This is a genomic window from Streptomyces sp. NPDC002206 (assembly GCF_053593595.1).
Genome location: NZ_JBSFCW010000029.1, coordinates 41,655 through 54,072 on the forward strand (window position 1 = coordinate 41,655; position 12,418 = coordinate 54,072).

A 12,418-nucleotide genomic window follows, 5' to 3' on the forward strand; every position below is an offset into this window, starting at 1 on the left:
TCCCGCCCTTGTCAGCCCGCCCCGCCTCCGCCGGCCCGCACCAGCCCCGTCTCGTACGCGAGCACGACGACCTGCACCCGGTCGCGCAGGTTCAGCTTGGTGAGGATGCGGCCGACGTGCGTCTTGACCGTCGCCTCGGAGAGCACCAGCCGCGCCGCGATCTCGCCGTTCGACATGCCCTGCGCGACCAGCAGCATCACTTCGCGTTCGCGTTCGGTGAGCTTGCCGATGTCCTTGTGCTTGGGTTCGTCGGTGCTGCTCGGCAGCATGGACGAGAAGCGGTCGAGGAGCCGCCGGGTGGTGGACGGGGCGACGACCGCGTCGCCGCTGTGCACCGAACGGATCGCGCCGAGCAGTTCGGCCGGCGGCACGTCCTTGAGCATGAAACCGCTGGCCCCGGCCTTCAGACCGGAGAAGGCGTATTCGTCCAGGTCGAATGTGGTCAGGATGAGCACCTTGGGCGCATCGGGCCGGGCGCAGATGCGCCGGGTCGCCTCGACCCCGTCCAGCCTCGGCATGCGCACGTCCATCAGCACCACGTCCACAGCGGTGGAGCGAAGGTTCTCGATCGCCTCCGCGCCGTCGCCGGCCTCGGCGACGACCTCCATGTCCGGCTGCGCTGCGAGCACCATCCGGAAGCCGGTGCGCAGCAGCACCTGGTCGTCGACGAGCATCACGCGGATCGCCATGAGGGTCCTTGTCTCCTGTTCCTGTCCAGCAAGGGGCAGTGGGCTAGTGGGCGGGCTTGAGCGGCAGCAGTGCGCTGATCCGGAACCCGCCGCCGGGCCGCGGCCCGGCGTCCAGCGTGCCGCCGACCATGCCGACCCGCTCGCGCATACCGATCATCCCGTGACCTGCGCCGTCGGCGCCGCCGTCCTCGTACAGTTCGTGCGCCGCGCCCCGGCCGTCGTCCTCGACCAGCAGTCCGAGCCCGTCGTCGAAGTAGACCAGCCGCACGCTGGCCCCCGCGTCCGGGCCGCCGTGCTTGCGGGTGTTGGTCAGGGCTTCCTGCACGATGCGGTACGCCGTCAGCTCGACGCCGCTGGGCAGCGGGCGCGGCGTGCCCTCGATCTTGAAGTCCACCGCCAGACCGGTCTGACGGACCTGCTCGATCAGGTCCTCGATCTGCCCGACATCGGGCTGCGGGACGTATTCCCCGCTCTCCTGGCTGTCGCCGGTGCGCAGCACGCCGAGCAGCCGCCGCATCTCGGCGAGGGCCTGCCTGCCGGTGCTGGAGATGGTCTCCAGGGCCTGCCGGGCCTGGTCGGGCGCCGCGTCCATCACGTACGCCGCCCCGTCGGCCTGCACCACCATCACCGAGACGTTGTGCGCGACGACGTCGTGCAGTTCGCGGGCGATACGGGCCCGCTCGGCGGCCACGGCGACCTTCGACTGCGCCTCGCGCTCCCGCTCCAGCCGGGCGGCCCGCTCCTCCAGCTGACTGAAGTACGCCCGCCGGGTCCGCATCGAGTCGCCGAGCACCCAGGCGAGGACGAACGGCACGGTCATGACGACGACGACGAAGACCTCCTGGACCCAGCCGCCCCGGGTGTCGTTGGGCCAGCGCAGCTGCGAGAGACCGGCCGCGCACAGGCTGCACACCAGTGCGAGCCGTGAGGCCCATCGCTCTCCGACCGTGGCCACCGTGAAGGTGATCACCAGCATGGCGAAGTTCGCGACGCTCGGCCTGACGTCGAGCATCAGCTGCGCGACGCCCGCCGCGACGGCGAGCAGCAGCATCTTCTCCGGCGCTCTGCGGCGCAGCGCGACGACCAGGCAGAGGCCGATGACGACCGGCACGGCGGCCAGCCGCTGCGTGCCGCGGCCCTGGTCGCCCACGACGGACACGCCGGAGAGCCCGAGGAGGACGACAGCCCAGAAGATGTCGACGCCCGTCGGGTGTCTGCGGATGAAGTCGTAGAGGCGCTGCACGTAACCCAGCGTAGGGACAGGCGGCAGGTGGGTGGGTCAGCCGGAGGGCCGATCCGGTTCCAGGGACCGTACTCCCCAAGGTGGAGACTTGGCCCCGTGACGGATGAGTGGCGTGGGTGGCAGGAGGCGGCCGAGGCCGCTTTGTACGGGGACGGGGGGTTCTACCGGAGCCTCGAAGGGCCGGCCGGGCACTTCCGTACGTCCGTGCACGCGTCCCCGCTGTTCGCCGCCGCCGTGGCCCGGCTGCTGGTGAGGACGGCGCAGGAGCTGGGGACGGACACGGTCGATCTGGTGGATCTGGGGGCCGGGCGGGGAGAGCTGGTGACGGGGGTGCTTGCGGCGCTGCCCGGCCTCGCCCCGGCGGGGCTTGCGGTACGGGCGTACGCCGTGGAGATCGCCGGGCGGCCGGCCGGCCTGGACCCCCGGATCGAGTGGTGCGCCGAGCCGCCGCCGGGGGCGCGGGGGCTGCTCTTCGCCAACGAGTGGCTGGACAACGTCCCGACGCCGGTCGCGGAGACCGATGCGGACGGCATCGACCGGTATGTCCTCGTCAGAACGGCGGACGGCGCGGAGCGGCTGGGTGAACCGGTGACCGGGGCGGACGCCGCCTGGCTGCGGCGCTGGTGGCCGTCGGCCGGGCCGGGCAGCCGCGCGGAGATCGGCCGGCCGCGCGACGAGGCGTGGGCGCGGGCGGTCTCCACCCTGTCCGCGGGGCTCGCGGTGGCTGTCGACTACGCCCACGCACAACAGGCGCGGCCGCCGTTCGGCACGCTGACCGGCTTCCGGGCGGGGCGCGAGGTGCGGCCGGTGCCGGACGGCAGTTGCGACCTCACCTCGCATGTGGCGCTGGACGCGTGCGCGGCGGCCGGGACCGTGGGCGGCGAGGAGCCCGAGGTGGTGGATCAGCGGAAGGCGCTGCGGGGGCTGGGTATCAGCGGGGAGCGGCCGTCGCTCGCCCTGGCCTCGACCGATCCGGCGGGATACGTGCGCGCGCTCGCATCGGCGGGTGAGGCGGCCGAGCTGACCGCGCGGGGCGGGCTCGGCGACTTCGGCTGGCTGCTGCAACGGGTGACTCGGCGGCCGTATCCGGCGGCCTCGCCCGGCACGACCGGCCCGTCCGGCGATTGAGTGCATCTTTCGGCCCGCCCGGCGTTGCGGACCGGGGTCCGGGGCGGAGCCCGGGGACGGGAAGGGCGCGCAGCGGAACAGGCCCGCCGCAGGCGCCCCACCCCGCACCGCCCCCGGCACTCAGGGAATACTGGCCGTATGACGGAGACGACAGTCGGCATCGGCGGCGCTGCGGAGAGCACCGACATGGTGCTCAACATCGGGCCCCAGCACCCCTCGACCCACGGCGTGCTCCGTCTGCGGATCGTCCTCGACGGCGAGCGGATCCAGCACGCCGAGCCGGTCATCGGCTATATGCACCGCGGCGCGGAGAAGCTCTTCGAGGCCCGCGACTACCGGCAGATCGTGATGCTCGCCAACCGCCACGACTGGCTGTCGGCGTTCTCCAACGAGCTGGGCGTCGTGATGGCCGTCGAGCGGATGCTCGGCATGGAGGTCCCGGAGCGAGCGGTCTGGACGCGGACCCTGCTCGCCGAGCTGAACCGGGTGCTGAACCATCTGATGTTCCTCGGTTCGTACCCGCTCGAACTGGGCGGTATCACCCCGGTGTTCTACGCCTTCCGGGAGCGCGAGGAGCTCCAGGCCGTGATGGAGGAGGTCTCCGGCGGCCGGATGCACTACATGTTCAACCGGGTCGGCGGTCTCAAGGAGGACCTCCCGGCGGGCTGGCTGGGCCGCGCGCGGGACGCCATCGCGTCGGTCCGCTCGCGGATGGACGTGTACGACAGGCTGGTGCTCGGCAACGAGATCTTCCGGGGCCGAACCCGGGGTGTCGGTGTGTTGTCCGCCGAGACCGTGCACGCGTACGGGGTGTCCGGTCCGATCGCCCGCGCCTCCGGGGTCGACTTCGATCTGCGGCGCGACGAGCCGTATCTCGCGTACGGGGAGCTGCAGGACACCCTCGAGGTCGTCACCCGCACCGAGGGCGACTGCCTGGCCCGGTTCGAATGCCTGCTGGAACAGACCCACAACGCGCTGGAGCTGGCGGACGCCTGCCTGGACCGGATGGCCGACCTGGCGCCCGGTCCGATCAACCAGCGGCTCCCCAAGGTGCTCAAGGCCCCCGAGGGCCACACCTACGCCTGGACCGAGAACCCCCTCGGCATCAACGGCTACTACCTGGTGTCCAAGGGCGAGAAGACCCCGTACCGGCTGAAGCTCCGCTCCGCCTCGTACAACAACATCCAGGCGCTCACCGAGCTGCTGCCGGGGACGCTCGTCGCCGACATGGTGGCGATCCTGGGCTCGCTGTTCTTCGTGGTCGGCGACATCGACAAGTAGCCGGTAGCCGCCAGGGCCCCGGGACCGCTGTCGCCGACCCCGCTACGGGATCCGTCGGCCCGCTACGAGATCGCGCTGCGCAGTCCGGCGACGTCCAGCTGTTCGGTCTCGTCGTGCGCCGTCAGGTCGATGACCTTGCCGACGGTGCGGTTCTCGGCCGTGCCCGTGCGGTGCGCGGCGAGCGCCTCCTCGCCGACCACGTCCGCGAGGTCCTCGTTCTGCACGGACTCGATCGCGGCGTGCGACTTCTGCGTACCGAAGAAGTCGAAGCTGCCCTGCGGCACCGGATGACGGCGGGACCCGGCGTACGGAACGACCGCGCTGGCGGCCGGGACCGTGCGCGGCGCCGGGAGCACCGTCGACGGGCGGCGGGCCGGGGGCAGGGCGGCCTGCGGGCGGCGCTGTTCGGTGCCCGGCGCCGCGGTCGCCGCATGCTTCCCCTGCGGCTCCTCGGCCTCCCTGGCGCGCTCCTCCAGGTCGCGCTTCCTGGCCTGCTCGGCCGTGCGGCGGGCCTCCTGGAGCGCGGCGTTGCGGCTGAGGTCCTGCAGGGCCTGGGCGGCGCGCAGATACGCGGCCGGCGTCGGCGTGGAACGGGCGGCGGGCAGCTCCCGGGGCGTGGCGGCCGCTTCGATCGCGAGCTGCCTGCGGCCCTCCAGCGCGCTGGCCCGCTCGGTCTCGGCGTTGGCGTACCGGCGCAGCAGTGCGGCGTGCTCACCGCGCAGACCGGCGAGCTCCACGCGCTTGCGGCGAAGCTTCGTCTCGAGCCGGACGCGCAGCGTCCGCGACTCGTCGAGGTCGGCCTCGAGCTCCGCTATGCGCTCCTCGGTCTTCCATTCGTCGCTGGCACGGGCGCGCGTCAGATCCGCGACGCGGCGGCCCGCTTCCCGGTCCCAGGCGCGCATCAGATACGCCCCGGTGACGGCGGTGGCCGCCGCGGCGGCGACCAGTGCGCGCAGGACGAGGGGTTCGGCGAGAAGCCAGGCACCCGCCGCACAGACGACTGCCGCTCCGGCGACGACCGAAGGAGGAAGGATTCTGTGCAGAGGTGGCGAATGGCGATGACGTCCACGTGGCATGGCCTGAAATTTACCGTGCGTAGGGGTCACTTGGGAGGCCGCCCGGCAATCTGTTCCCCGGCAGTTACCTGACGGGCTTACCGGCGGCCCCCTAAGTCGTCATCTGCTACTTCTCGATCAGGCCTTTCGACTGCAGATAGTCCTTGGCCACATCGGCGGGCTTGGCGCGCTCGGCGTCGACCTTGCGGTTCAGTTCCGCGAGGTCCTCCGTGGTGAGCACCTTGGTGAGCTTGCCGAGCGCATCGGCAATGTCCGGCGCGCCGGCGTCCTTGGCATTGAGAACCGGAAGGACGTTGTCCGCGTTCTGGAGGTTCTTGTCGTCGTCCAGGAACACCAGGTCGTAGCTGTCCAGCACCGCGTCCGTGGTGGTGGTGAGGACCAGCTGGTCCTTGCCGTCCTTCACGGCCTGCTTGGCCTGCGGGGTACCGACTCCCTTGGGGTCGATACCGGTGACATCAATGCCGTACGTCTTCTTCAGACCCGGTGCGCAGAACGGCCGCACCTCGCACTCGTCACCCGCCGCGATCTTCACCTTCAGCTTGGAAGCGCCGAGGTCCGAAAGAGTCTTCAGCTTGTTCTTGTCGGCGAATTCCTTGGTCACCGCGAAGGCGTTCTGGTCGACGGCGTCACCGGCCGGAAGCACCTTCAGTCCTCGCGGGGTGGCGAGCTTCTCCAGCGCGGCGACGGTGGCCGCCGCATCCCCGGAGGCAACCGGCTTCTCCTCGGCCGCCTTCGCCCCGTTCACCTTGGCGTTGAGGAATTCGGCGATCGTCGCGGCGTATTCCGGTACAACGTCGATCTCGCCCTTCTCCAGCGACGGCTCGTACAGTTCCCGGTTCTTCACCGTGGTGACCGAGGTGCTGTATCCGGCGTCGCCGAGAATCTGCGCGTACAGCTCCGCGACCACCTTGGACTCGGTGAAGGCGGCGGCACCGACGACGAGCGAGCCCTTCTTCCCGGAATCACCGGACGCGGCGGAACCGCCCTTGTCCTTCTCCAGGCTGTCGCCGCCGCAGGCTGCGAGCGAGCCGGCCAGCACGACCATGCCGATGACCGCGCCCGCTATGCGCGAGGTCTTGCTCATGTTGTTCTCCGTCCACAGCAACAGGGCTGTTTGCGAGGTGCGTTGGGCACATGAATGGGATCAGCTGATCAGGCGGTCCGTCGGCGGCGGAGCGGCGACAGGGCCCGGTCCAGCCCCACCAGCACCGCCTCGACGAGCAGGGCGAGCACGGCGACGAGCAGCGCGCCCGCGACCACCTGCGGTGTGTTGTACGTGTTGAATCCGGCGGTGATGATCCGGCCGAGACCGCCCTGTCCGACCATCGCGGCGATCGTGGCCGTGGCGACGACCTGGACCGCCGCCGAGCGCAGGCCGGTCATGATCATCGGATAGGCCAGGGGGAGCTCGACCCGTACGAAGAGCTGGCCACCGGACATCCCCATGCCCCGCGCCGCCTCCGCCACCGACCGGTCCACCTCCGTCATCCCGACATAGGCGTTGGTCAGCAGCGGCGGCACGGCGAACAGCACCAGCGCGATGATCGTCGGCACATATCCGGCGTTGCGCAGCGGCGACACCATGAACAGGGCCAGCACCGCGAAGACCGGGATCGCCCGCCCCACATTGGAGATGTTGACGGCCAGCGCACCCCCCTTCCCGATGTGCCCCAGATACAGGGCCAACGGCAGCGCGATCACACAGGCCAGCGCGAGCGACACCCCGCTGACGTACAGATGCTCGCCGAGCCGGTGGCCCGCCCCGCTCTCTCCCGACCAGTTGGCGCCGGTGGTCAGCCAGGTCCAGGCCTCTCCGAGAACTCCCATGCGTCAGACCGCCCCTGCCGTAGCGCCCGTGCCCACGGCGTCACGGGTCCTCGGTATCCGGGTCCAGGGCGTCAACAGCCGCTGCACCCCGAGCAGCAGCAGGTCGGCGACCACCGCGAGCAGGACGCAGAGCACCGATGCGGTGAGCACCTGCGCCTTGAAGAAGCTCGGCAGGGCATCCTCGATGAGGTTGCCGAGGCCGCCTCTGCCGACGATCGAGCCGACGGTCGTCAGTGCGATCGTGGAGACCGTGGCGATCCTGACCCCTGCCATCAACGCGGGCAGCGCCAGCGGGAGTTCGACCTCCCACAACAGTCTCCCCGGCCCGTACCCCATCCCCTTCGCGGCTTCCTTCGCCTCCTGCGGCACCGCTTCGAGCCCGGCCAGGATGTTCCGTACGAGAATGGTCAGCGAATACAGCACAAGGCCGGTGACGACCAGCGCGGCGGAAAGTCCGAACAGCGGCAGCAGCAGCGAGAACATCGCCAGCGAAGGCACGGTGTAGAGCACCGTCGTCAGTCCGAGCACCGGTCCCGCCAGCCGCCGGCTGCGGCGCGCGAGCAGCGCCAGCGGAAATGCCACCAGGAGTCCGATCACCACCGATACCGCGGTGATCCAGATGTGCTGGACGGTCGCATCGGTCAACTCCTGGCTGCGGGAACGGAGATACTCCCCGCAGATCCAGTCGTTCGCCACCAGGCAGTTCTGTCCGGCCATCCGTCCCCCCACCTCCCGTTTGCCGTGTCGGACCGATGTCTGGCGACCCTATCCTCGACCACTGACAATCGCCGCGGCCGTTGTATTCCAGCAACATGTCCTTCACAGAACACGCGCCACAATGGGGAACCATGATCCGATTCGAGCACGTCACCAAGCGGTACGCGGACGGCACGACCGCCGTCGACGATCTCTCCTTCGACGTGGCCGAGGGTGAACTGGTCACGCTCGTGGGGCCGTCGGGCTGCGGCAAGACCACCACCATGAAGATGGTGAACCGGTTGATCGAACCGACCGAGGGCCGGATATTCCTCGACGGGGACGACATATCCGCCATCGACCCCGTCCGACTGCGCCGCCGTATCGGCTATGTGATCCAGCAGGTCGGTCTCTTCCCGCACAAGACGGTGCTGGAAAACACGGCGACCGTTCCCCATCTCCTGGGCTGGAAACGGGGAAAGGGCCGGGAGCGCGCCTCCGAACTCCTCGACCTCGTGGGGCTCGATCCCTCCGTTTACGGTGACCGATATCCGGACCAGCTCTCCGGCGGTCAGCGCCAACGCGTCGGAGTGGCAAGGGCACTGGCCGCGGATCCGCCGGTACTGCTGATGGATGAACCTTTCGGCGCGGTCGACCCGGTCGTCCGTGAACGTCTGCAGAACGAATTCCTCAGGCTCCAGGCGCAGGTCCGCAAAACCGTGCTTTTCGTCACCCACGACATCGAGGAAGCCGTCCGGCTCGGCGACCGGATCGCCGTCTACGGGCAGGGCTCCATCGAGCAGTTCGACTCCCCGGCAACCGTACTCGGCGCACCTGCCACCCCGTACGTCGCGGACTTCGTCGGCGCGGACCGCGGTCTCAAGCGGCTCTCCGTCACCCCCATCGAGGAGAGCGACCTCGACCAGCCTCCCGTCGTGCATCTGGACGACCCGCTCTCCCGGGCGACCGAGCGGCTGCGCGCGGAAGGGGCGCGCTGGGCCGTCGTCCTGGACCGCGACGACAAGCTGCACGGCTGGATCCCGGCGGGCACCGCCCCCACCGAGGCCAAGGGCACGGTCCGTGAACACGCCCGCCGCATGGAGGCCTGGCTCCCCGTCGGCGCGCCGCTCAAGCAGGCGTTCGCCACCATGCTCCAGCACGACGCGGGCTGGATAGCGGTCATCGACAAGGAGAGCACCGGCCGGTTCCTCGGGGTGCTCACCCCGGCTCGCCTCCATGAAGCGCTGCGCCGCTCGATCGACGCGGACGCCCAGGACGTGCCCCGCGCCGAGGTGGCTGTGGAAACCGTGGCGACCGTTGCCAGGACCGGCACTCGCTGAGACCGGCACTCGCCGAGCCGGCGACGAACGCTCAGTTCTCACTCAGCCGGCTGCTCATCCACTCCAGCACCGAAGGGATCTCCCGCCGCCACGTGTTGAAGTTGTGCCCGCCACTGTCCAGCACGATCGACGACACCTGCGCGGGCGCCTTCACCTTCGCCATGAAGTGCCGCGTACCCCAGTAGTTCCCCTCGCCGTGCCGCGACGTGGTCACCAGGAAGGACGAGTCGGGCTGCGGCAGATGGTCCAGGCTCCACAGCAGGTCGGCGCGCTCACGGGCCTGTCGGCTCCCGTGGAAGAGATCACCGGTCGTCGGGTCCTCGGCCGCCCTGTAGTACGCGGACAGACCTGCGCTGGCCGAGAACCTGTCCGGGTGGTGCAGGCCGATCTTCAGCGCGCAGTAGCCACCGGTCGAGTTGCCGATGATGCCCCAGTTCCGCGCCCGCTTCCCGATCCGGTAGGCGTCCGAGACCGCCTGCGGCAGGTCCTTCGCGAGGAACGTCTCGGTCTGGGGGCCACCCTTTATGTTCACGCACTCGGTGTCCCTCGGCGGCGCGACCGTCGGCCTCAGCATCACCAGAATCACCGGCTGCGCCCGGCCGGCTCTCACCCGATCGAGTGCTGTCCGCGGGTACTGAAGACCCTTCAGGAGGTTCTCCGAGGTACCCGGGTAGCCGGTGAGGACGATGATCGCAGGGAACGTCCGGCGGGCGTACTCGGACTGGAAGTACTCCGGCGGCAGATACACATACGCCGAGCTCTCGATTCCCGACCGCCGTCCCGCGACGACCACCTTGTCGATCCGACCGACGGCCGTGGTCCGCGATTCGCCCGGGACATCGGGCCGCTCCATCCCGATCCGGACGATGTTCTTCGATGCCAACGCCCCGGTGGCACCGTCCGCCACCACGCCCAGTTCCTGCTGCCGGCCGAAAAAGTCGGCCCAGGAGCCGTAGAACTGAAACGAGTTGTTTGCCAGCAGGCCAACCGAGGCGAAGACCATCACCTGGGTGGCCAGCAACAGGCCGACCCGGCCGAACACCGCGGACACACTGCGGCGGGCGAGCCGCGGCCAAAGACAGACCGTGGCGGCGAACAGGACGACAGCCAGCCCGATGGCCAGGGCCAGAACAGCCTTACTGGTGAGCCCCATAATGGGTGAGCTTTCTTGTCAGGAAATTTCCGGGATGCGGGTGAACCCGCTGCCCGGAAGCCTCGTCCTAGAGGTCGCACATCGTCCGGGGCGCTTCGGCCGACGGACTCAAGAATCTCTCGCGGAGCCACGGGAAGCGATGTCTATCACGCTAGATAGGGATAAATCGGGTTTGGTTCCGCGTGCTGTACGCAAGCTCGTACGCGGACCGCGCCCGGAGGCCGTTCCGGCGCTCGTCGGCACCGCCTGCACGTTCGTCGGCCTGATCGACGTCGCCGCAGGCGTGTTCCCGCGCTTCAGGCACAGCCGGATGCACACGCTCGCCGAAGTGCTCCCCGGAGCCCTCGGCCCCTTCGCCGCCGCACTGTCGCTGAGCGCGGGAGTGCTGCTGCTGCTCCTCGCACACGGCCTCAAGCGGCGCAAGCGGCGGGCCTGGCGCGCCGCCGTGGCCCTCCTGCCGGCCGGTGCGGCAGCGCAGTTCGCCTACCGCCACTCGGTCATCGGCACCGTCGTCTCACTGGCGCTGTGCTACCTGCTGGTCCGCCACCGGAATGAATTCACCGCACTCCCCGACCCGCGGAGCCGTTGGAGGGCACTGGCCAACTTCGTTCTCCTCGGGGCGGGTTCGCTCGGTCTGGGGCTGGTCATCGTCTCCGTCCACCCCGGCCGGGTCGTCGGGAACCCCTCCATCGCCGACCGGCTCCAGCACGTCCTGTACGGAATGTTCGGCTTCGAGGGCCCCGTCGAGTACGCCGGGGTGACCACCTGGACCGTGGCGTACTCGCTCGGCGCACTCGGTCTGCTGACCGCCGTCACCACCATCTACCTCGCGTTCCGCCCCGAACATCCGGCCGCCCGGCTCACCGAGGAGGACGAGGTCCGGCTGCGCGCCCTCCTCGACAAGCACGGCGGCCGCGACTCGCTCGGCCACTTCGCACTCCGCCGCGACAAGGGCGTCGTCTTCTCCCCCAGCGGCAAGGCCGCCGTCTGCTACCGCGTCGTGTCCGGCGTGATGCTGGCCAGCGGCGACCCGATCGGCGACGTGGAGGCCTGGCCGGGCGCCATCGAGCGGTTCATGGACGAGGCCAAGGCACACTCCTGGACACCCGCGGTGATGGGCTGCAGCGAGACCGGCGGCGAGGTCTGGACCCGCGAGACCGGGCTCGACGCGCTGGAGCTCGGCGACGAGGCGGTGGTGGATGTCGCGGATTTCTCGCTCGCCGGTCGCGCGATGCGCAACGTGCGCCAGATGGTGAAGCGCATTGAGCGGGCCGGTTACGAGACCCGCGTCCGCCGCGTCCGCGACATCGGGGAGACCGAACTGGCCCGCATCCGGCGGGCCGCCGCCGACTGGCGCGGCACGGACACCGAGCGCGGTTTCTCCATGGCGCTCGGCCGGATCGGCGACCCGGCCGACGGCGACTGCGTCATCGCCACCGCCCACAAGGCCGACGAGCGCACCGCCGACTCCCCGTACGGCGACCTGAAGGCCGTGATCCACTTCGTCCCGTGGGGTACGGACGGCATGTCCCTGGAGCTCATGCGCCGCGACCGCTCCGCCGACCCCGGTATGAACGAGCTGCTGATCGTCGCCTCCCTCCAGGACGCACCCCGGCTCGGCATCGAGCGCATCTCGCTGAACTTCGCGATGTTCCGCTCGGCGCTCGCCCGCGGCGAGCGACTGGGTGCGGGCCCGGTGCTCCGGGGCTGGCGCGGCCTGCTGATCTTCCTGTCGCGCTGGTTCCAGATCGAGTCGCTGTACAAGTTCAACGCCAAGTTCTGTCCCCGCTGGGAGCCCCGCTTCGTCGTCTACCGCACCAGCCGCGACCTGCCCCGGATCTCGTTCGCCGCAATGCAGGCCGAGGGCTTCGTCAACGTCGGCATGCCCCGTCCGTTCGCCCGCCGCTTCGCGTCCGCCCGGCCCCTCCCCTGCGCCCACGCACCGGTCACCGGCCAGGAGCACGGTGCCCGCACGGCATAACACT

11 protein-coding genes are annotated in these 12,418 nt (G+C 70.1%); 4 read left to right on the forward strand and 7 right to left on the reverse strand.

Annotation, left to right across the window (positions count from 1 at the left end):
- Positions 1–11: 11 nt before the first annotated feature.
- Positions 12–689, reverse strand: a complete 678-nt coding sequence (locus ACWCP8_RS32880; protein ID WP_326604460.1) for a response regulator transcription factor — start codon at positions 687–689, stop codon at positions 12–14.
- Positions 690–732: 43 nt separating this feature from the next.
- The gene (locus tag ACWCP8_RS32885; RefSeq protein WP_352268505.1) at positions 733–1,932 is read right to left on the reverse strand and encodes a sensor histidine kinase; all 1,200 of its coding nucleotides are present in this window, start codon (positions 1,930–1,932) and stop codon (positions 733–735) included.
- Positions 1,933–2,028: 96 nt separating this feature from the next.
- Between ACWCP8_RS32885 and ACWCP8_RS32890 the strand changes: the two genes are divergently transcribed.
- On the forward strand, positions 2,029–3,060 hold the full coding sequence (locus tag ACWCP8_RS32890; RefSeq protein ID WP_451119870.1) for an SAM-dependent methyltransferase: 1,032 nt from the start codon (positions 2,029–2,031) through the stop codon (positions 3,058–3,060).
- 138 nt (positions 3,061–3,198) lie between these two features.
- Positions 3,199–4,341 (forward strand): NADH-quinone oxidoreductase subunit D, encoded by a 1,143-nt coding sequence (locus ACWCP8_RS32895; protein ID WP_352268502.1) that lies wholly within the window; start codon positions 3,199–3,201, stop codon positions 4,339–4,341.
- Between the two features lie 62 nt (positions 4,342–4,403).
- On the opposite strand, the gene ACWCP8_RS32900 is transcribed toward ACWCP8_RS32895, so the two are convergent.
- The 4 genes from ACWCP8_RS32900 to ACWCP8_RS32915 form a co-directional block, all read right to left on the reverse strand.
- A complete protein-coding gene (locus ACWCP8_RS32900) occupies positions 4,404–5,417 on the reverse strand; it encodes a hypothetical protein (RefSeq protein ID WP_352268501.1) in 1,014 nt (337 codons plus the stop codon).
- Positions 5,418–5,523: 106 nt separating this feature from the next.
- The gene (locus tag ACWCP8_RS32905; RefSeq protein WP_451119872.1) at positions 5,524–6,501 is read right to left on the reverse strand and encodes an ABC transporter substrate-binding protein; all 978 of its coding nucleotides are present in this window, start codon (positions 6,499–6,501) and stop codon (positions 5,524–5,526) included.
- Positions 6,502–6,569: 68 nt separating this feature from the next.
- Complete coding sequence (locus tag ACWCP8_RS32910) at positions 6,570–7,244, reverse strand: ABC transporter permease (RefSeq protein ID WP_352268499.1); 675 nt, start codon at positions 7,242–7,244, stop codon at positions 6,570–6,572.
- Between the two features lie 3 nt (positions 7,245–7,247).
- Positions 7,248–7,961: an ABC transporter permease gene (locus ACWCP8_RS32915; RefSeq protein WP_451119875.1), complete on the reverse strand. Its 714-nt coding sequence runs from the start codon at positions 7,959–7,961 to the stop codon at positions 7,248–7,250.
- 131 nt (positions 7,962–8,092) lie between these two features.
- Between ACWCP8_RS32915 and ACWCP8_RS32920 the strand changes: the two genes are divergently transcribed.
- Positions 8,093–9,280 carry an ABC transporter ATP-binding protein gene (locus ACWCP8_RS32920; protein WP_352268496.1) on the forward strand — a complete coding sequence of 396 codons (1,188 nt, stop codon included), beginning with the start codon at positions 8,093–8,095 and terminating at the stop codon, positions 9,278–9,280.
- Positions 9,281–9,311: 31 nt separating this feature from the next.
- Here ACWCP8_RS32920 and ACWCP8_RS32925 read toward each other — a convergent pair whose 3' ends face one another.
- Positions 9,312–10,433: an alpha/beta hydrolase gene (locus tag ACWCP8_RS32925; RefSeq protein WP_352268495.1), complete on the reverse strand. Its 1,122-nt coding sequence runs from the start codon at positions 10,431–10,433 to the stop codon at positions 9,312–9,314.
- A gap of 139 nt (positions 10,434–10,572) precedes the next feature.
- Between ACWCP8_RS32925 and ACWCP8_RS32930 the strand changes: the two genes are divergently transcribed.
- Positions 10,573–12,414 carry a phosphatidylglycerol lysyltransferase domain-containing protein gene (locus ACWCP8_RS32930; RefSeq protein ID WP_451119878.1) on the forward strand — a complete coding sequence of 614 codons (1,842 nt, stop codon included), beginning with the start codon at positions 10,573–10,575 and terminating at the stop codon, positions 12,412–12,414.
- The last annotated feature ends 4 nt before the right edge of the window (positions 12,415–12,418 follow it).

Bases quoted from the DNA above. Each gene is read 5' to 3' on its own strand.
- ACWCP8_RS32880 (WP_326604460.1), bottom strand. From the start codon at position 689: ATGGCGATCCGCGTGATGCTCGTCGACGACCAGGTGCTGCTGCGCACC.
- ACWCP8_RS32895 (WP_352268502.1), top strand. From the start codon at position 3,199: ATGACGGAGACGACAGTCGGCATCGGCGGCGCTGCGGAGAGCACCGAC.
- ACWCP8_RS32915 (WP_451119875.1), bottom strand. From the start codon at position 7,961: ATGGCCGGACAGAACTGCCTGGTGGCGAACGACTGGATCTGCGGGGAG.
- ACWCP8_RS32930 (WP_451119878.1), top strand. From the start codon at position 10,573: ATGTCTATCACGCTAGATAGGGATAAATCGGGTTTGGTTCCGCGTGCT.
- ACWCP8_RS32905 (WP_451119872.1), bottom strand. From the start codon at position 6,501: ATGAGCAAGACCTCGCGCATAGCGGGCGCGGTCATCGGCATGGTCGTG.
- ACWCP8_RS32925 (WP_352268495.1), bottom strand. From the start codon at position 10,433: ATGGGGCTCACCAGTAAGGCTGTTCTGGCCCTGGCCATCGGGCTGGCT.
- ACWCP8_RS32910 (WP_352268499.1), bottom strand. From the start codon at position 7,244: ATGGGAGTTCTCGGAGAGGCCTGGACCTGGCTGACCACCGGCGCCAAC.
- ACWCP8_RS32920 (WP_352268496.1), top strand. From the start codon at position 8,093: ATGATCCGATTCGAGCACGTCACCAAGCGGTACGCGGACGGCACGACC.
- ACWCP8_RS32900 (WP_352268501.1), bottom strand. From the start codon at position 5,417: ATGCCACGTGGACGTCATCGCCATTCGCCACCTCTGCACAGAATCCTT.